We start from the raw sequence: 19,877 nt of genomic DNA on the forward strand, positions 1-19,877 counted from the left end.
ATTTACGAATTCACGGGGATGGGCGCTCTATCCTCGGCAGGGAGCGAGCCGTATGTCTACCGGCGATGCATCAATTTTAAAACCTATCCAATGGTATGCCATTGAGCAGCCAAATATTCCTGCTGACGTCGCTGACTGGCTAATGGAATTGGGATCGATGACCCGGCGTTTTGAGCAACATTGCCAGCGGGTTCATGTGGAACCGCAACGGGAATGCTTTATTGCACGCCATGAGCTAGGGGAAGATGCCGAGCATTTACCAGCAAGTGAGCGCTATTGGCTACGCGAAATCGTCTTATGTGGCGATAATCAGCCGTGGCTATTGGGCCGCACAGTTATTCCCGAGGAAACACTGTCAGGCCCAGATCGGGCGCTGGTGGATTTAGGGACATTACCCCTTGGGCGCTATTTATTTGGTGGTAATAATTTAACCCGAGATTATATTCAAGTAGGGCGGCAGAATAAGCTTTGGGCGCGCCGTTCATTACTACGGCTGTCAGGTAAACCCCTATTACTGACTGAAGTTTTTTTACCGGCTTCGCCGCTGTATTTGATTTAAGGGGTGGTGAGATTTTGGAGAGTAAGAAATTGAAGGGAAGTCATGTTCAGAGCAAATGGCGGGCTTATTGCCGTTTGATGCGGATCGATAAACCCATTGGCTCATTATTACTATTGTGGCCGACACTGTGGGCATTATGGTTGGCAGGGAAAGGCATTCCCGACACCAATATATTGATTGTTTTTGTCTTGGGTGTCTTTTTCATGCGCGCCGCCGGTTGTGTCGTCAATGATTATGCTGACCGCAATATTGATGGCTTTGTGAAACGCACCGCATCACGACCATTACCCAGCGGCCTCATCAGTGAGAAAGAAAGCAAAATCCTGTTTGTTATCTTGGTGTTGCTCTCGTTTGGGCTGGTGCTCACGCTCAATAACATGACCATATGGCTGTCACTGGCGGCATTGGCCTTAGCCTGGGTTTACCCCTTTATGAAGCGGGTGACACACTTGCCGCAGGTGGTGTTGGGCGCGGCTTTTGGCTGGTCAATCCCGATGGGGTTTGCCGCGGTGAGTGAAAGTTTACCGTTGGTTTGTTGGTTGCTATTATTAGCCAATATCTGCTGGACGGTGGCTTATGACACCCAATATGCGATGGTCGACCGTGACGACGATCTGAGGATTGGTGTTAAGTCGACCGCTATTTTATTTGGCCAGCATGACAAACTGATTATCGGTTTGCTGCAACTGGCGACATTAGTATTAATGGTGGTGATTGGCTGGCTGATGGATTTGGGGGGCTCATTTTATTGGGCTATCCTGCTGGCTGGCGCATTGTTTGTCCACCAACAGAAGATGATTGCCAGACGTGAACGTGACCCCTGTTTCCGTGCATTTCTCAACAATAACTATGTCGGCTTAGTGTTGTTTCTCGGGATTTTTATTAGCTATTGGCAATAAATACCCTGCGGGGAGACAGTTAAAAAAATGGCCAGATGATGAATCCGGCCATTTTTGTTTATGATTTTTGCTTAGCGCGACGAAGAATTAGTTATCTTCTTTATCCTCTTCCGCGGGTTCTGGCAGCAGGTTATTAGTTTCAGCCGGCATACTGACACTTTCAATCGTCAGCTTCACTTCCGGCGTCATCAATGCACTCAGCATATTGTAAACTTCCAGCGTATGTTCCTGAATCGCATCACCGCTGTCACTGATATAACCCTCTTCGCGTAAGGTGCCCACCAGTGTGGAGAACACGGCTTTATCGAAGAATTCCGGCGCGTTAATGCCATGCAGAACAGACAAGCGCTGCGCCATAATGCGGCTCTCTTTCTCCAGTGCGCCACGATTGATACTGGGGTTGGCACTGAGTAATGAAAGGGTAATCGCATAGCGTTGCAGGGTTTCGCGCACCCCGGCGGCCAGTAATTGCAGCGGGCGAATACGGGCCGGATTCAGCACCAATTCATTCCCTTTGTCGCAAATCAACTGCTGGCGCGCCAGTTCATCAATCAGCGTATCCAATGTCTGTGGCAATTGTTCTTTACTGTAATGCAGGAATAATTCAGCTTTCAGCATCGGGTAGATCATGCTGATTTGACGCAATAACTCGGCACGTGTAATACGCCGTTGGTACATGACCATACTGGCAATGAGCGACGGCAGGATCAGCAAATGCTGGATGTTATTGCGATAGTAGGTCATCAGCACGGCTTGTTCCCGTGGCAGGATGATAATGTCACCAATATTGTCTTTTTCCACCTCAAACTTATTCATATTTAAGGCGTGATTAAGTAACTCTTCCGGCGTCTTATCCGGCACGGTGACATCTTTCGCATAAGGCACATTGCGCATCAGTTGCAAGTAGCAATCGAGTTGCTCAAGCAGTTGCTCGCGAGTGAGTGAGCGCTGACGCGAGGCTAACAATGCCGTCGAACACAAGTTCATCGCATTGGCCGCCGCCGCATTGTTAATTCGAACCATAATCTGGCCAGCCAAATCATTCACAGCGGGTGTCAGCCAGCTTGGGCGCTGTGCTTCGATAGGGTCGATAGCATCACGCCACTGCGGCACATTGGTGTTCAGATAGGTGGTTAACGGGATGGGCTCACCAAAGTTGACATAGCCCTGACCGAGATTACGCAGCTTGCGCAAACCGCGCAGCATCTGCAATAAGCTCTCTTTTTCTTTGGTCGCACCTCGTAATTCTTTGGCGTAAGTCCCCACTTCCATCACATGCTCGTAGCCGATATAAATCGGCACCAAGGTGATTGGACGCGAACCGCCACGCAACATGGCCTGTATCGTCATCGACAATGTGCCCGTTTTCGGCTCCAGCAGGCGGCCAGTACGTGAGCGCCCACCTTCAACAAAGTATTCCACTGAATAACCACGGGTGAACAGCTCGCCCAGGTATTCACGGAATACGGTTGAATAGAGTTTATTGCCTTTAAAGGTGCGGCGAATAAAGAACGCGCCCAAGCGGCGGAAAATCGGGCCAGCGGGCCAGAAATTCAGGTTAATACCGGCGGCAATATGCGGTGGCACCAGCCCTTGATGATAAAGCACATAGGAAAGTAGCAGGTAGTCCATATGGCTACGGTGGCAGGGCACATAGACAATTTCATGGCCATCTTGTGCCAATTGCCGCACGCGCTCGGCATTATGGACATTAATACCCTGATACAAACGGTTCCACGTCCAGCTCAATACTCGGTCAGACAGACGCACGGCTTCATAAGAGAAGTCGGCGGCTATTTCTTCCATCAGCGTAATGGCATTTTGCTGCGCTTTCTCGTGAGAGATTTTCTTGGTGCGAGCTTCATCCGCGACAGCTTTTTCAATGGCTTTGGAGGTTAACAGTTTTTTGAACAAATCTTGACGGGCCGGTAGGCTCGGGCCCACAGCAGCCAAACGCTGACGCGAGAAATGCATCCGCGCTACACGCGCCAATTTATGGGCGATGGTTTTATCCGTACCATGCTCACTGGCCATTCGGCGCAGTGATACCGTGGTGGAAAAACGCACAAAGCTATCGCGGCCCAGCCACAAAACAGCAAAGAATTTCTCCACGCCGTTTAGCACACGCAGATGTGGCGTACCATGGCCTTCACGCCCCGGAGAGCGGCCAAACATCACCGAAACCGGCAGCATTTGGATATCCAGCTCCGGATTATTGCGATGCAGATCCAGATAATCGTGGAATAGCTTGACCGATTCCTGTTTCGGGGCGTAATAGCGAAACACCCGCGGGCCGTTATCGATAAAGACATGACTGGGAAGTTGCACGCCATCGATTTCCAATGGAATCAATGGGTCGGGCAGATCCTGCGCCTGACATTGCGCTCGCAAAGTCAGCAAATCAGCCTTAGAATTGTAAGGTAAAACGTACAGAATAGGACGAGATGGGTCTAACCCTAACTCAGTCACAGGATCTGCCGGAATAACCTTGCTTTTTACCAACAGTTTAAGTGGTAAATTCAACAACTTATAATATATTTTACGCCAACCTGACATAACTACATGAAGCCTCTTGTTAGCAATTCGTCGCAAGGATACCAGAAAGTGGTTTTGAGATCTGTGGTGATGAGACAACAGAAAGCGGCAAAAATCATCATTAACTTAAGATAAAGGCAATAAAATATGGCGAATCAATCAACAGGATTAACCCGAATCTATAAAGCAGCGGGTTATTCTGTTAAAGGCTTAGCCGCAGCCTGGAAAAATGAAGCCGCATTTCGTCAAGAAGCGGTGGCTGCCATACTCGCTATCATACTGGCCTTCTGGCTAGATGTAGATGCTATAACACGGATTTTATTGATTGGCAGTGTTGTTTTAGTGATTATTATCGAAATCATTAATAGCGCCATAGAAGCCGTGGTGGACCGTATAGGCAGTGAGTTTCACGCACTGTCAGGCCGGGCTAAGGATATGGGCTCTGCCGCCGTGTCTCTGGCCATTTTGTTGGCACTATTTATATGGATAACCGTGCTTTGGCAACATGTCGGTTAATCATGGCGCTAACAACGCTGTTGATGTAAACAGTGATTAATCCCTGTTTTTATTCACTCTTTGGTTCCCAATACCCGCTTACCTGTATATACTCACAGCAAGACTGTATAAACAAACAGGGGGCGGAATGAAAGCACTTACTACCAGACAGCAAGAGGTTTATGACCTGGTGCGCGACCACCTAGCGCAAACAGGTATGCCACCGACCCGTGCCGAAATTGCGCAGCGTCTGGGGTTTCGCTCTCCTAACGCCGCTGAAGAGCATTTAAAAGCACTGGCCCGTAAGGGCGTTATCGAGATAGTCTCCGGCGCTTCCCGTGGTATCCGTCTATTGATGGAAGAAGAAGATGGTCTGCCACTGATTGGCCGGGTTGCCGCAGGTGAGCCGCTGTTAGCCCAACAACACATCGAAGGGCATTACAAAGTTGATCCTTCCATGTTTAAGCCGAGTGCGGATTTTTTACTGCGGGTTAATGGGATGTCGATGAGAGATATCGGTATTCTGGATGGTGACTTATTGGCGGTACATAAAACTCAGGATGTGCGTAATGGGCAAGTGGTCGTTGCGCGCATTGATGATGAAGTGACGGTAAAACGCTTGAAAAAACAAGGTAATATCGTACAACTTCTACCAGAAAACAGTGAGTTCCAGCCGATTGTTGTCGATCTGCGTGAGCAAAACTTTACTATTGAAGGATTGGCCGTTGGTGTCATCCGCAATGGCGACTGGATCTGATTTTAACCTTTATTTATATACCCTTCAGTGAGAAGGGTATATAAAGCATTTAATCCCTCTAATATTTAATTCAAGCTAGTTTGAGAACATTCCGATAATAACTTATTACTTGCTGTTTTAACTGAATATTACGATTTTTTGTTTTCTATTTTTTACTGTAATGATAGTGATTAATATTAATCTGACTTTAATTATTGGTATCCTCTGCTATAGTTATTCATACGGTAAGCGAAGCAACAACGTTTAATTTAAATTATGACTAAGAATAACTAATTTAAGTTAAAGTTGTTTTGAGTAATAACATCTATTTACCGTGCTAAATTAAATAAACTGACTAATCCTAAGGTAACGGAGATATTATGAATAAAGATCAAGCCGACGGTAACTGGAAGCAGTTTAAAGGTAAAGTGAAAGAGAAATGGGGCAAGCTGACTGATGATGACCTCACCGTCATTGAAGGTAAGCGTGACCAGTTGGTGGGTAAAATCCAGGAGAAATACGGCTATCAGAAAGAGCAAGCCGAGAAAGAAGTTAAAGCCTGGGAAGACCACAGTAAGTATCGCTGGTAACAGCCTTAAATGGATTTAAACTGATATTGATATAAATTTATCGGGTCTCTCATTTTACAGGATACACATTATTAAATGGCACTTTCTATTAATTGGATATTAGTTTTCATTACATTGAAGAGTGTTCTTATTTAATTAGGCTATTCTGTCACTCCTATATTTATATCGATATGGGCACAAGGATGTGTCTTGTTTTTTATTTTATTATTTTCACCGGTAATATATGTGATGAATTGCATCCATTATATTGGGTTTAGGTGATAAAGGTTATTATAAATGAGTTCCCTTCGATACTGCCGCTTTTCTAGCGACAGTTTGATTTTATCAGCAAAGGTTATTTCTTTTTCGTCACAATAGAATGGTCGTGGTCACAATGTTCATGGCTTTCACAAGCTTCAACCTCTCCACATTCTGCACATAAACCATGCGCTTCAACCACACTATGACGCAGGGTAAAACCCGACTGTTTTGCTAACAGTGCCAAGGCTTCTTCGATGCCGACGGTGGTGCGTTCTGTCACAATCTTGCAGCGATCACAGATAAAAAGCGCAGAAGTATGAGTTGGTTCTTCAAAATGATGACACAACACATAGCTGTTCGCTGATTCTACGCGGTGAATAAACCCTTGTTCCAGCAAGAAATCCAAAGCGCGATAAACCGTGGGTGGTTTTGCTTGTGGTTCAGAAATACGCAGCAGATCTAACAGGTCATAAGCGCTGATTGCGCCGGGTTGTTGTGCCATTAATCGTAATACTTCAAGACGTTGCGGTGTCAGCCGGACGTTACGTTGTTGACACAGACTTTCCGCCTGGGCAAGCAGCTTTTCCTGATTGATAGGGTTCATCATATACATCCCGCAGCATTCGAATGGTGTCGATTTTATCATATTTACTGATAATCGCCGATAGATGAAAAAACGAGAGGCTACGGAGTGTCACAATTTTGGCAAGTCGCAGCAGTTAGTGGCAGATTTTCACTCTTTGAGCCACAACACTCACTCAGGCGGCTATCGTAAAGTTCTATGGTATAATCCCTGATTCCTTCCCATTGTTTAGTTTGCTCAATGAGTCATATCAATGGGTAATTGATGCAATCATAACCGATGAAACCACAGTAAATGCACGAAGCTCAGACTTTTTCCAGCACCCAGGCAGACAAGCCACGTTACCCTCTGCAGCGTTTTTCCGTCGCGCCGATGCTCGACTGGACAGATCGCCATTGCCGTTATTTCCATCGTTTGTTAACTAAACAGACTTTGTTGTACACCGAAATGGTGACCACCGGTGCCATTATCCACGGCAAAGGGGATTATCTGGCTTACAGTGAGCAAGATCATCCTGTGGCATTACAATTGGGTGGCAGTGATCCACAGGCATTAGCGCATTGTGCCAAACTGGCTGAACAGCGTGGATATAATGAAATAAATCTCAATGTCGGTTGCCCTTCTGATCGGGTACAAAATGGCCGTTTTGGGGCTTGCCTGATGGCGGAGGCCAATCTGGTCGCTGATTGCATTAAAGCTATGCGCGATGTGGTTTCTATTCCGGTTACGGTAAAAACCCGCATTGGTATTGATGAGTTGGATAGCTATGAGTTCTTGTGTGAATTCGTGCAAACCGTCGCAGGCCGTGGTGAGTGTGATATTTTCACTATTCATGCTCGTAAAGCCTGGCTTTCAGGGCTCAGCCCGAAAGAAAATCGCGAAGTACCACCACTGGATTATGAGCGAGTTTATCAGCTTAAACGTGATTTCCCGGCACTGACCATTGCCATTAACGGTGGGGTCAAAACGCTGGCTGAGGCCAAAGAACATCTCAAGCATCTTGATGGGGTGATGATGGGGCGCGAAGCTTACCAAAATCCCAGCATTTTAACGCAAGTAGATCGCGAACTGTTTGATCCGAACGCGCCAGTGGTTGACAGTGTGAAAGCCATCGAAGCGCTTTATCCTTATATCGAACAAGAGCTTTCTCGCGGTGCTTATCTTGGTCACATTACTCGCCATATTCTGGGAATTTTCCAAGGGATTCCTGGCGCGCGCCAATGGCGTCGTCATTTGAGTGAAAATGCGCATAAGCCCGGTGCTGATGTGTCTGTGGTCGAACAGGCGCTAGCGCTGGTGACTCGTCCGCAGCACAATTCACTGTAATAAAAGTGACTATAAGTTAGCGAAATTGACCATGCCTGCCTATTTCCCTGGCAGGTAAGTTTTTATCTATAAGTAATAAATTCAATCTGTTATCTGCTATTTTTAGGTTGGCACGTTTCTTGTAATACTCCTGATGAAATCTCTGTCGATATCACGGTGTGAGTGATGCATTTACAGGGGATTAAACAACAATTAAGGAGCCAGCCATGTTCGAAATTCTCTTTGTTATTGGTTTTTTCATCATGTTGATGGCGACCGGCATCTCCTTGTTGGGTATCTTCGCCGCATTACTGGTGGCGGCTGCTTTTATGATGTTGGGCGGCTTATTTGTGATGATGATTAAGTTGTTACCATGGTTGATTTTAGCTGTGGTGGTGGTCTGGATTTGGCGCTCAATGCAGAAACCGATAGTCAGGCGTTATTAAAATAGAGTCAGATTTTACTAAAATTTTGCTTTCTTGCGGCAGTGATCACAGGCTGAAAGTTTAGTCGCGTGAATTGTTAGGAAAACGTGTTTTTTCCAAAGCGGGCTTGTTAGGATGCTACCCGACACGATTTGTTATCACATTTTCATCCCTGTCAGAGGCAAAAATAGCTGTATAAACGGCACGTTCATCTAAGTGAACATGGCTCTGACAGAATACCTAGCTGTACCCCTACAAGTGCATCAAAGAAAGCGTCATGACAAAGGGCTCCTTAATGGGGCCCTTTGTTTTTTATCATATTAGTGTCGCTGGCGATTAAGGGATCAACAGACTGGAGCCCGTTGTCTGGCGGCTTTCTAATATTTCATGGGCACGGCGCGCATCACTCAGCGGGAACTTCTGAGCTTCAGCCACATCCACTTTAATTGCCCCACTGATAATGTATGAGAATAGCTCACGGCTGGCACTTTCCAACTCTTGCCGGTTAGTGACATAAGAGTATAGAGACGCGCGGGTGACATACAGCGAACCTTTTTGGTTGAGTATAGCAAGGTCAACCCCGGTCACTGGGCCAGAGGCATTACCAAAACTCACCATCAAACCTCTGCGTTTAAGGCTATTCAATGAGTCTAGCCAGGTACTTTTCCCCACCGAGTCATACACCACACCCACTTTTTCGCCATTGGTCAGCTCCGCCACTCGCTCGGCGATATTTTCTTTGCGATAGTTTATGGTGGCCCAAGCGCCGTTGGTTTTCGCCAATTCCGCTTTTTCATCAGAGCCGACGGTGCCTATCAGTTTTGCACCCAGAGCTTTTGCCCATTGACAGGCAATCAACCCGACACCCCCTGCCGCCGCGTGGAATAAGAACACTTCGCCGGGTTTGATTACATGGGTTTGGCGCAATAAATACTGAACAGTCAGTCCCTTAAGGAATGAAGCCGCCGCTTGTTCGAAAGAGATTTCCGCAGGGAGTAGGGCGATTTTATCTGCATCGACATTATGGACTTCGCTATAAGCGCCCAGAGCTGATTGAGCATATACTACTCGGTCACCGACTTTTATAGTGTTAACCGCCGACCCGACTTTGGTGACAATACCGGCAGCCTCACTCCCTAAACCGCTGGGGAACTGTGGTACTGGATAAAGCCCGGTACGAACATAGGTATCGATATAGTTAATCCCAATAGCTTTGTTTTCTACCTGAACTTCATGTGCCGCGGGGTCGGCAGGGGTGAAATCAAGGTATTGCAATACCTCCGGCCCGCCAGGGGTGCTAAATTGAATATGTTTTGCCATGTTAGCTCCTCACAATAAGTGTATTTTCACCTTACAGAGTTCTACACGAGGCGCCAACATCTTGCTAATACCGATAAGTAATAGGGAATTCATAATTACCCATCGGGTATCATCGCGTATACTAGGCGGCACTATTTTCCTATCGTAATAAAGGTAAAGAGCACTTTTCATGGCAGCAAAAAAACCAACCAACAATATGACAGAGCCACGCGATCGCCAGATGGAAGGGCTGAAGCTCCCGCCTCATTCGCTGGAGGCAGAGCAGTCCGTGTTGGGCGGTTTGATGCTGGATAACGAGCGCTGGGATAACGTCTCTGAGCGCGTAGCCAGCAATGACTTTTTCAGCCGCCCACATCGCCGGATCTTTACTGAAATGCAGCGTTTGCTGGAAAACAGTAAACCGATCGACTTGATCACCTTGTCCGAATCGCTCGAACAAAAAGGTGATTTGGATTCGGTAGGGGGCTTTGCCTATCTGGCCGAATTGTCAAAAAATACGCCAAGTGCAGCGAATATTGGTGCTTATGCTGACATTGTCCGCGAACGCGCGGTAGTCCGTGAAATGATCTCGGTGGCTAACGAAATTGCTGATGCCGGTTATGATCCGCAAGGGCGTAGCAGTGAAGATCTACTGGATCTGGCGGAATCTAAAGTGTTCCAAATTGCCGAAAGTCGGGCCAATAAAGATGAAGGGCCGAAAAGTGTCGATCAGATCCTCGAAGCTACCGTCGCGCGGATCGAGCAGCTCTATCAGCGGCCACATGATGGCGTCACCGGGGTTTCAACCGGTTTTACTGATTTGGATAAAAAGACTGCCGGATTGCAGAAATCAGATTTGATCATTGTCGCCGCGCGTCCATCAATGGGGAAAACCACCTTTGCGATGAACCTATGCGAAAACGCTGCGATGATGCAGGAAAAGCCAGTATTAATCTTCAGTTTGGAGATGCCCGGTGACCAGATAATGATGCGTATGCTGGCGTCCTTGTCACATGTCGATCAAACCCGTATTCGTACTGGCCAGCTTGATGATGAGGATTGGGCGCGGATTTCCAGCACCATGGGCATATTGATGGAAAAGCGCAATATGTACATCGATGACTCCTCCGGCCTGACTCCAACTGAAGTGCGCTCCCGTGCGCGGCGTATTTTCCGCGAACACGGTGGGCTGAGCTTGATTATGATCGACTACCTGCAATTGATGCGGGTGCCGTCGCTTTCGGATAACCGCACCCTGGAAATCGCCGAAATCTCACGTTCCCTGAAAGCATTGGCAAAAGAGCTACAAGTGCCGGTGGTGGCGCTGTCTCAGCTTAACCGTAGTTTGGAGCAACGTGCTGATAAACGGCCGGTCAACTCCGATTTACGTGAATCAGGTTCTATTGAGCAGGATGCTGACTTAATCATGTTCATTTATCGTGATGAGGTTTATCACGAAAACAGTGATGAAAAAGGGATTGCACAAATTATTTTGGGTAAACAACGTAACGGCCCGATCGGTTCCGTTCGACTGAAGTTTAATGGTCAATGGTCGCGCTTTGATAATTACGCTGGCCCGCAATACGACGACGAATAGTATCCCCCTTGGTACTTGAAGCCGCAGGGTTGTTAGCTTGCTACCTGCAACTCCAATGACTTTGGGCATAACATCTATTAAGTATTAAGGATAAGAAATGAAAGCGGCAACAGCAGTAATCGACCGCCGCGCTCTGCGACATAACTTGCAACAGGTTCGGCGTATGGCGCCGCAAAGTCGCCTGATTGCTGTTGTGAAAGCAAACGCTTATGGCCACGGGTTATTAGAAACAGCGCATACTTTACAGGATGCAGATTGCTATGGTGTGGCGCGAATCGGCGAAGCGCTAATGCTGCGATCCGGCGGAATTGTCAAACCCATTTTGCTGCTGGAAGGGTTCTTTGCTGCAGAAGATCTTCCGGTTCTGGTGGCTAACCGCATTGAAACCGCAGTACACAGCATTGAACAACTAGAAGCGCTGGAAGCGGCTAATCTCTCTGCCCCCATTAATGTTTGGATGAAACTGGATACCGGTATGCACCGCTTGGGCGTGCGCCCGGAACAAGCGGAGGCTTTTTACCAGCGCTTAAGCGCGTGCCGCAATATCATTCAGCCAGTCAATATTATGAGCCACTTTAGCCGTGCGGACGAACCACTCGTGGACACTACCCGCCAGCAACTTGACTGTTTTGATACCTTCGCCGCTGATAAACCCGGTAAGCAATCTATTTCCGCATCTGGCGGTATTTTGCTGTGGCCAGAGGCACACCGTGATTGGGTGCGCCCCGGCATCATACTGTACGGGGTGTCGCCGATGGACGAACCCTATGCCAGTCACTTTGACTTGTTGCCCGCCATGGCATTGAAATCTAGCCTGATTGCGGTGCGTGAGCATAAAGCCGGTGAGCCAGTGGGTTATGGCGGCACTTGGATTAGTGAGCGGGATACCCGTCTTGGCGTGGTAGCGATTGGTTATGGTGACGGTTATCCACGTAGCGCCCCATCGGGCACCCCTATGTGGCTGAATGGCCGTGAAGTTGGCATTGTTGGTCGGGTTTCAATGGATATGATTTCTGTTGATCTTGGGCCGGAAGCCATAGATAAAGTCGGTGACGAAGTGCTGCTGTGGGGGGCTGAATTGCCTGTTGAGAAAATCGCGGCGCGCACCGGTATCAGCGCCTATGAATTGATTACTAAGCTGACCTCCCGCGTAGCGATGGAATATTTAGGCGAATAAGGTAAGCTGCATAATAAAGGTATAAACAATTATTATTTAATTCAGGAGAGCAGCGCCGTGTTCCAAAATGTTGATGCCTATGCAGGTGATCCGATCCTGTCGCTGATGGAAAGTTTTAAAGCCGATGACCGCGCACATAAAGTGAATTTGAGCATTGGGCTTTATTACAATGAGCAGGGCGAGATCCCATTGATGCAGGCCGTAAAAGCGGCCGAAGCGCAATTAAGCGCTCAGCCACACGGCACACCGGTCTATTTGCCGATGGAAGGTTTGCACTCCTACCGTACAGCTATCCAGCAACTGTTATTCGGTGCAGAACATCCTATGTTGGCACAGAAGCGCGTGGCAACTATTCAAACCGTGGGTGGTTCTGGTGCATTGAAAGTCGGTGCTGATTTTCTGAATCATTATTTCCCTGATTCGCAGGTCTGGGTCAGTGACCCTACCTGGGAAAACCACGTTGCTATCTTTAGCGGCGCAGGTTTTGAAGTGAATACCTATCCGTATTTTGATCATGACAAACTGGGCGTAAAGTTTGATCAAATGCTGGCAACACTCCAGCAGTTACCAGCCAAAAGCATTGTGTTATTGCACCCTTGTTGCCATAACCCAACGGGATCGGATCTCACCAATGCGCAATGGGATCAAGTGATTGAAGTGGCTAAAGGCCAGGATCTGATCCCGTTCCTGGATATTGCTTATCAAGGTTTTGGCGCCGGGCTGAATGAAGATGCTTATGCTATCCGTGCGATGGCGGCCGCAGAATTACCTTGTTTGATCAGTAACTCCTTCTCTAAAATTTTCTCCCTGTATAACGAGAGGGTCGGTGGCTTATCTGTAGTCTGTGAAAGTGAAGAAGCGGCAGGCCGCGTATTAGGGCAACTGAAAGCCACTGTTCGCCGTAACTATTCCAGCCCACCAAACTTTGGCGCACAGGTGGTTTCTAAAGTGCTGCATGACACTGAATTACAAGCGCAATGGCAATCTGAAGTGGAGCAAATGCGCTTGCGTATTATTGCAATGCGCAGCACTTTGGTTGAGGCGTTGAAAGCCTCATTACCTAATCGTAATTTTGACTATTTGCTGCAACAGCGCGGCATGTTCAGCTACACCGGTTTCAGTGCAGCACAAGTGGACCGTCTGCGTGAAGAGTTTGGTGTGTATCTGATTGCCAGCGGCAGGATGTGTATGGCGGGCGTCAATCACAGTAATGTTCAGCGCGTCGCGGCGGCTTTTGCTGCGGTACAGTAAGTCGAACTTCGAGTTTCTAAGGCGATAGCAATATCGCCTTTTTATTTATTTTTTCTACCAGCTTTCCGCGACTTATCCTCATATTCCCCTTGTTTGGCTCAAGGCCAATGGCTGTATATTGATTAAAGAATATACTCATTAATGTGGCAGACACATGCCAAACGCTCATTCATTGCTCACAGTAAAACTATTGTCATAGGCGTAAGTTGGCAACTTAATATATAACTGATGGTAATGAAGCTTTTATGGAATAAATAACTTATTAGGCCCTTGCGCGAGATGCTAACGGCCCATGACAGGAGATATCCCCATGAATAATTCGGCATTACTGGAATACTGCATGTCCAAACCGGGGGCAGAGCAGAGTGACCACGAGGAGTGGCAAGCGAATCAGATTAAAGTGGCAGATGTGATGTTTGCCATGGTGGGTGAGACCGGCGGACGTCCTTGTATTTCATTGAAAACCAGCCCTGAATTGGCCGAAAGCCTAAGAGAGCAACATCCGGAGATCGTGCCGAGTGAACACTTGAATAAAGCGCACTGGAACACGGTGTTTCTGGATGGAGAATTACCGAACTCACAGTTCTATTCGCTAATTGACCGCTCTTATCAATTGGTGTTCCAAGGGTTACCAGAGCACAGAAGACAGGAGTTGATAGTTTGAAATAGACTCCGGGACAACAGATGGCCCGGAGCGCTCATTCAATCGTTATTTACGTTGCAACATAGGTTTGAGGAAGCGAGCCGTGTGTGATGCTGCGCATTCTGCGACGGTTTCGGGCGTACCGGAAACCAAAATCTCGCCGCCGCCACTGCCGCCCTCTGGCCCCAGATCGACAATCCAGTCTGCGGTCTTAATGACATCCAGATTGTGCTCAATGACCACAATGGTATTGCCTTGATCGCGCAGCTGATGCAATACCGCCAATAGTTGCTGAATATCAGCAAAGTGCAGGCCGGTGGTCGGTTCGTCCAGAATATAGAGTGTCTGACCGGTGCCGCGTTTTGACAGTTCGCGTGATAATTTGACTCGCTGTGCTTCCCCGCCCGACAAAGTGGTAGCCGACTGGCCCAGACAAATATATGACAGCCCCACATCCATCAAGGTTTGCAGCTTACGCGCTAATGCTGGCACCGCATCAAAGAACTCGCGTGCCTCTTCAATAGTCATTGCCAACACTTCGTGAATACTTTTGCCTTTGTATTTTACTTCCAGTGTTTCGCGGTTATAGCGCTTGCCTTTACATTGGTCGCAAGGGACATAAATATCCGGTAGGAAGTGCATTTCAACCTTAATCACCCCGTCCCCCTGACAGGCTTCGCAGCGGCCACCTTTCACATTAAAGCTGAAACGGCCCGGAGTGTAGCCCCGAGCCCGTGACTCAGGTACGCCCGCAAATAGTTCACGGATGGGGGTAAAGATGCCGGTATAAGTTGCCGGGTTAGAGCGCGGAGTCCGGCCAATCGGGCTTTGGTCGATATCGATAACTTTATCGAAATGCTCTAGCCCTTGGATATCACGATACGGAGCCGGTTCATTGCTGGTCGCTCCGTTCAACTGGCGCTGCGCAATGCAATATAAAGTATCATTGATGAGAGTGGATTTACCGGAGCCAGAAACCCCAGTAATACAGCTAAATAGCCCGACCGGTAGCGTTAGCGTCACATCTTTCAAGTTGTTGCCACTGGCACCAATCAACTTCAGCACTTTGCTCGGATCACCCGCCACCCGTTGCGCCGGAATAGCGATTGCTCGCTTGCCGCTCAGGAACTGACCCGTTAATGATTTAGGGGCGGCCATAATGTCATCAACCGTCCCTTCTGCCACCACTTCACCGCCATGCACACCAGCACCTGGGCCGATATCAATCACATGGTCGGCGGCACGAATCGCATCTTCATCATGCTCCACCACAATCACGGTATTACCCAGATTTCTCAGGTGAATCAATGTTTCTAGCAAACGTTCATTATCGCGCTGATGTAAGCCGATAGAGGGTTCATCCAGCACATACATAACACCGACCAAACCGGCCCCAATTTGACTTGCCAGACGAATCCGCTGTGCTTCGCCGCCGGAGAGCGTTTCCGCCGAGCGGGACAGTGACAGATAATTCAGCCCGACATTAACCAGGAATTTTAGCCGGTCGCCAATTTCTTTCAGTATTTTCTCGGCAATTTGCGCGCGCTGGCCGCTCAGTTTCATATTCTGGAAGAAGCTCAGCGCATGGCCGATGCTGAGTTCAGAGATTTCCGGCAATGTAGTCTTTTCGACAAAGACATAACGTGCTTCGCGGCGCAGACGGGTACCGTTGCATGAGGCACAGGAGCGGTTGCTGATAAATTTAGCCAGTTCTTCGCGCACCGCGCTGGATTCGGTCTCTTTATAACGGCGCTCCATGTTGTGCAGCACCCCCTCGAAAGGGTGGCGGCGCACGGTGGTATCACCGCGGTCATTTATGTATTTGAATTCAATGGTATCTTTGCCGGAACCGTAGAGCACGGCTTTCTGTGTTGCGGCATCCAGCGAGTTAAATGGCGCTTCGATATCGAACTTATAATGCTCCGCCAATGAACGTAGCATTTGGAAGTAATAGAAGTTACGGCGATCCCAGCCGCGAATTGCGCCACCCGCCAGCGATAGCTCTGGGTTTTGTAGCACACGGTCTGGGTCAAAGAACTGCTGTACGCCCAGACCATCACAGGTCGGGCAAGCACCGGCCGGGTTGTTAAAGGAAAACAGGCGCGGCTCCAGCTCACTCATACTATAGCCGCAAATTGGACAGGCAAAGTTGGCGGAGAATAACAGCTCTTCGGCGTGTGGATCGTCCATATCGGCGACCACGGCAGTACCGCCGGAAAGCTCTAAGGCTGTTTCAAATGATTCTGCCAGGCGCTGAGCCAGATCTTCGCGCACTTTAAAGCGATCGACCACCACTTCAATGGTGTGTTTCTTTTGCAGTTCTAATTTCGGTGGATCAGATAGATCACAAACTTCGCCATCGATCCGAGCCCGGATATAGCCCTGCATAGCCAGGTTTTCCAGCGTTTTGGTATGTTCGCCTTTGCGATCTTTTACCACGGGGGCCAATAACATCAGACGGCGACCCTCGGGCTGGCTGATGACGTTATCCACCATCTGGCTGACCGTTTGGGCCGCCAGCGGAACATCATGATCCGGGCAGCGCGGCTCGCCGACACGGGCGAACAGCAAACGCAGGTAATCATGGATTTCAGTGATAGTCCCCACAGTAGATCGCGGGTTATGGGAGGTCGATTTTTGCTCAATAGAGATGGCCGGAGAGAGGCCTTCAATATGGTCGACATCCGGTTTTTCCATCAGCGATAGAAATTGGCGCGCATAGGCGGAGAGAGACTCAACATAGCGGCGTTGCCCCTCAGCATACAGGGTATCAAAAGCCAGTGAGGATTTGCCTGAACCCGATAGACCGGTGACCACGATCAGTTTGTCGCGCGGGATAATCAGGTTGATATTCTTAAGATTATGGGTGCGAGCGCCCCGAACTTCGATATTATCCATTCAAATACTTCCCGGATGTCAACTGAGCCTCTCACCATGCCCTTTTTACTCTTCGTACTTGAAGCCGCAGGGTTGTTGGCTGCGTTCACTCACCCGAATGACTGACTAGTTGTCAGTTCATCAGGATTTGCTCGCTTGCCGGCTACCCGCAACTCCAATCACTTTGAGTCATGTATAGACGCATTTTGCAGCGCCAAAAAAAGGACACAGCCAGTACGAAACGGATAATTATGACACAAAAAAACCTGAATGGATATCCAGTATCCGAGTGCAATTAAGGCTGCTATTGCGATAAATCTGCTATGCATTCCGCAGTTATGATCAGTTGTGCCGTTTGCCTATTAGCGTGTTAAACTGAGTTGTTTATACTGTACAAAATTTATTTCATCAGGAGAGTTCACATGGCCAGCAGAGGCGTAAACAAAGTGATTTTGGTCGGGAATTTGGGCCAAGACCCGGAAGTCCGCTACATGCCGAACGGCGGCGCTGTTGCCAATATCACCCTGGCAACTTCCGAAAGCTGGCGTGATAAAGCCACTGGCGAGCAGAAAGAAAAGACGGAATGGCACCGGGTGGTGTTGTTCGGTAAGCTAGCTGAAGTTGCTGGTGAATATCTGCGCAAAGGCTCTCAGGTCTATATTGAAGGCGCTCTACAGACCCGTAAGTGGACAGATCAGGCGGGTGTTGAGAAATACACCACAGAAGTTGTGGTTAACGTGGGTGGCACCATGCAAATGCTGGGTGGCCGTCAAGGCGGCGGTGCTCCAGCGGGTGGCGGTGCACCACAAGAGGGCGGCGCACAAGGCGGATGGGGTCAACCTCAGCAGCCACAAGGTGGCAACCAGTTTAGCGGCGGTCAGACTTCACGCCCGGCTCAGTCTGCACCAGCAGCACAACCCCAAGGCGGCAATGAGCCACCAATGGATTTTGACGACGATATCCCGTTCTGATCCCTGTCATTTAAAACAGAGAAATCAAACCCAGTGTAATAGCTGGGTTTTTTATATTGGTCAATCAGGGCATTGCCGCTATTTTTTCGCACTGCCGATGAAGACCTGTGAGGATACTTTCTGCTAAATCAGTTGGAAAATTAGCGGGGAGTCGAGCTTGTATTTGTGTGATGACTCTCGGGGTAGCGGTAATAATTTCATCAATAATGCTGTCAGCCTGAGCAGCTCCCAGCCCAACAATCTCGGCCTGTTTTCGCCAATGGCGTCGCTGTATCTGGTTAATTAAATAGTAATTTTTACTCCCTCGCACCGCCATCGCTAACTTGGTTTTCTGGGCCGCAATTTGATTACGGCCCGCCCCGATAATCGGATGGGTTGATAGCACATCATAAAGTGGGGTGAGATGGTAATGGTTGGCGGGCAGATGTGTAATGCTGAAATTTTTTGCATGTCCATCCGTTGCTGCCAGTAACCAGAAAATAATTTGTGCTTTAAAGAAGACTTTTCTGTCTTCACTGGCATTATCCGAGCCACTTAAAATCTCCATGATGGTTGTAATACCGGGGCCACCATCCGTTTGATATTTTTTTAAGGGGGAAGTCCCAGTCGCTTGGCACATATCCTCTTGCGGTAACCTGACAATCCAGCGGCTATCATTCGATAGTCGTCGGTCAAAACGTTCAACAATCAATGCTTTTTGGTCTTCAAATTGGCCAATTTCACAACTGGCAACCGGTAAGTTATAACTTGCCAGAATTTTTGCACACAGCCATTCATTTTCAACCGAGGTCCTCATATCAGCTTGCATATTGCCGACTAAGCCCAACGGAAGTTTGAAGATATGGGTGGTGGGAGTGCTGCCTAATGGGAGGCACCATCGGTTGTCGTGAAACAAAAGAGCTGTTTTTTCTTGTGCCCCTGCGATAGACAATCTGAGATCCTCATCGTGTTCAGGGCGCACAAATGCATTGTCAGATAATGAGTTTCGTAGGATGCGAGCCACATCGCTTTCTGTTAGTGGTTGTTGTTGAATTGAGAATAGATCAGAGGGAGGAGCATCATCAGTTAGCAATTGTATTGCACCGACACAATCTCTTCCTAATTCAAACAGTAGATCGAAAGGGTTAATACTGTCAGCGTGATATTTAGTTGCCAGACGTCGCCGGATATCATCGCTATCGGGTAATAAATTATCAAAATAGTCCCGGACAATATTGCCTCTATAAACCTGATTATTGGCCGTAAAAGGCAATGATAATGACAGCGGGCGGCCTTGTTCGTTTGCTAGCCATTCCTGGGCATAAGTCAGTGATTCTTCACCTCGATTTTTTCCCCAATAGCCAACATGTTGACCATTCATCCAGATATTGAGCCGTTGAATGCGACGAGCCATATTACCAATCCTCTTGTTTTGACGGTAAATCTATCGTCTGGCTTTGTTCTGGCTGGTGGGTTTTATTGGGATGCGCGCTGGCGTTTTTTTTCTCACCAAGGATCAGTTCTACGTCTAAAAGTTGTAATACTTTAAAAAGCCGTTCAACACTGGCCGAGGCGGGATCAGCTTCAAGCTTTGCATAGGACTGCTGGGTGATACCTAACAGTTGTGCCAGGCTGGCCTGAGTCAGCCCTTTATTTTTTCGAAAACCAATCAACGTAGGGCGTAATTGACTCAAAATTTTAATGGGATAGTCCATC

The 19,877-nt window shown here is 48.2% G+C and carries 18 protein-coding genes; 12 read left to right on the top strand and 6 right to left on the bottom strand.

Features of this window, described 5'->3' with window-relative positions; all coding sequences use genetic code 11:
• Positions 1-52: 52 nt before the first annotated feature.
• Both ubiC and ubiA read left to right on the top strand, forming a co-directional pair.
• Positions 53-559: a chorismate lyase gene (ubiC, locus tag DX162_RS07775; protein ID WP_004391858.1), complete on the top strand. Its 507-nt coding sequence runs from the start codon at positions 53-55 to the stop codon at positions 557-559.
• A 29-nt stretch (positions 560-588) separates the two neighbouring features.
• Entirely contained in the window at positions 589-1,458 is an 870-nt protein-coding gene (ubiA, locus tag DX162_RS07780) for a 4-hydroxybenzoate octaprenyltransferase (RefSeq protein WP_032820464.1), read from the top strand.
• Between the two features lie 87 nt (positions 1,459-1,545).
• On the opposite strand, the gene plsB is transcribed toward ubiA, so the two are convergent.
• Positions 1,546-4,014 carry a glycerol-3-phosphate 1-O-acyltransferase PlsB gene (gene plsB, locus DX162_RS07785; RefSeq protein WP_004391856.1) on the bottom strand — a complete coding sequence of 823 codons (2,469 nt, stop codon included), beginning with the start codon at positions 4,012-4,014 and terminating at the stop codon, positions 1,546-1,548.
• A gap of 126 nt (positions 4,015-4,140) precedes the next feature.
• Between plsB and DX162_RS07790 the strand changes: the two genes are divergently transcribed.
• The 3 genes from DX162_RS07790 to DX162_RS07800 all read left to right on the top strand — a co-directional run bounded on the left by DX162_RS07790 (position 4,141) and on the right by DX162_RS07800 (position 5,814).
• Positions 4,141-4,509 carry a diacylglycerol kinase gene (locus tag DX162_RS07790; protein WP_004391855.1) on the top strand — a complete coding sequence of 123 codons (369 nt, stop codon included), beginning with the start codon at positions 4,141-4,143 and terminating at the stop codon, positions 4,507-4,509.
• Positions 4,510-4,636: 127 nt separating this feature from the next.
• Positions 4,637-5,245, top strand: a complete 609-nt coding sequence (gene lexA / locus DX162_RS07795; RefSeq protein ID WP_004391854.1) for a transcriptional repressor LexA — start codon at positions 4,637-4,639, stop codon at positions 5,243-5,245.
• Between the two features lie 359 nt (positions 5,246-5,604).
• A complete protein-coding gene (locus DX162_RS07800; protein ID WP_004391853.1) occupies positions 5,605-5,814 on the top strand; it encodes a CsbD family protein in 210 nt (69 codons plus the stop codon).
• 334 nt (positions 5,815-6,148) lie between these two features.
• On the opposite strand, the gene zur is transcribed toward DX162_RS07800, so the two are convergent.
• Positions 6,149-6,658, bottom strand: a complete 510-nt coding sequence (gene zur, locus DX162_RS07805) for a zinc uptake transcriptional repressor Zur (protein WP_032820476.1) — start codon at positions 6,656-6,658, stop codon at positions 6,149-6,151.
• Between the two features lie 273 nt (positions 6,659-6,931).
• Between zur and dusA the strand changes: the two genes are divergently transcribed.
• Together dusA and pspG are read left to right on the top strand one after the other, a co-directional pair.
• On the top strand, positions 6,932-7,963 hold the full coding sequence (dusA, locus tag DX162_RS07810) for a tRNA dihydrouridine(20/20a) synthase DusA (RefSeq protein ID WP_004391850.1): 1,032 nt from the start codon (positions 6,932-6,934) through the stop codon (positions 7,961-7,963).
• A gap of 206 nt (positions 7,964-8,169) precedes the next feature.
• Complete coding sequence (pspG, locus tag DX162_RS07815) at positions 8,170-8,388, top strand: envelope stress response protein PspG (protein WP_004391849.1); 219 nt, start codon at positions 8,170-8,172, stop codon at positions 8,386-8,388.
• Positions 8,389-8,703: 315 nt separating this feature from the next.
• On the opposite strand, the gene DX162_RS07820 is transcribed toward pspG, so the two are convergent.
• Positions 8,704-9,687, bottom strand: a complete 984-nt coding sequence (locus DX162_RS07820; RefSeq protein ID WP_004391848.1) for a quinone oxidoreductase — start codon at positions 9,685-9,687, stop codon at positions 8,704-8,706.
• Positions 9,688-9,856: 169 nt separating this feature from the next.
• Between DX162_RS07820 and dnaB the strand changes: the two genes are divergently transcribed.
• The 4 genes from dnaB (at position 9,857) to DX162_RS07840 (ending at position 14,355) form a co-directional block, all read left to right on the top strand.
• Positions 9,857-11,263, top strand: coding sequence for a replicative DNA helicase (gene dnaB, locus DX162_RS07825; RefSeq protein ID WP_004391847.1), 1,407 nt, complete (start codon positions 9,857-9,859; stop codon positions 11,261-11,263).
• Positions 11,264-11,360: 97 nt separating this feature from the next.
• Positions 11,361-12,440, top strand: coding sequence for an alanine racemase (alr, locus tag DX162_RS07830; RefSeq protein WP_004391846.1), 1,080 nt, complete (start codon positions 11,361-11,363; stop codon positions 12,438-12,440).
• A 57-nt stretch (positions 12,441-12,497) separates the two neighbouring features.
• A complete protein-coding gene (locus DX162_RS07835) occupies positions 12,498-13,691 on the top strand; it encodes an amino acid aminotransferase (protein ID WP_004391845.1) in 1,194 nt (397 codons plus the stop codon).
• Between the two features lie 310 nt (positions 13,692-14,001).
• Complete coding sequence (locus DX162_RS07840; protein ID WP_004391843.1) at positions 14,002-14,355, top strand: MmcQ/YjbR family DNA-binding protein; 354 nt, start codon at positions 14,002-14,004, stop codon at positions 14,353-14,355.
• 45 nt (positions 14,356-14,400) lie between these two features.
• Here DX162_RS07840 and uvrA read toward each other — a convergent pair whose 3' ends face one another.
• Complete coding sequence (gene uvrA / locus DX162_RS07845) at positions 14,401-17,232, bottom strand: excinuclease ABC subunit UvrA (protein ID WP_004391842.1); 2,832 nt, start codon at positions 17,230-17,232, stop codon at positions 14,401-14,403.
• A 401-nt stretch (positions 17,233-17,633) separates the two neighbouring features.
• On the opposite strand from uvrA, the gene ssb1 reads away from it, so the two are divergent.
• Complete coding sequence (ssb1, locus tag DX162_RS07850; protein ID WP_004711194.1) at positions 17,634-18,182, top strand: single-stranded DNA-binding protein SSB1; 549 nt, start codon at positions 17,634-17,636, stop codon at positions 18,180-18,182.
• A 64-nt stretch (positions 18,183-18,246) separates the two neighbouring features.
• On the opposite strand, the gene DX162_RS07855 is transcribed toward ssb1, so the two are convergent.
• Both DX162_RS07855 and DX162_RS07860 read right to left on the bottom strand, forming a co-directional pair.
• On the bottom strand, positions 18,247-19,575 hold the full coding sequence (locus DX162_RS07855; RefSeq protein ID WP_004391840.1) for a type II toxin-antitoxin system HipA family toxin: 1,329 nt from the start codon (positions 19,573-19,575) through the stop codon (positions 18,247-18,249).
• Between the two features lies 1 nt (position 19,576).
• Positions 19,577-19,876: a helix-turn-helix transcriptional regulator gene (locus DX162_RS07860; RefSeq protein WP_004391839.1), complete on the bottom strand. Its 300-nt coding sequence runs from the start codon at positions 19,874-19,876 to the stop codon at positions 19,577-19,579.
• Position 19,877: the final 1 nt, after the last annotated feature.

Origin of the sequence: Yersinia kristensenii (assembly GCF_900460525.1) — a bacterium.
In the GTDB taxonomy this organism is placed as follows: Bacteria; Pseudomonadota; Gammaproteobacteria; order Enterobacterales; family Enterobacteriaceae; genus Yersinia; species Yersinia kristensenii.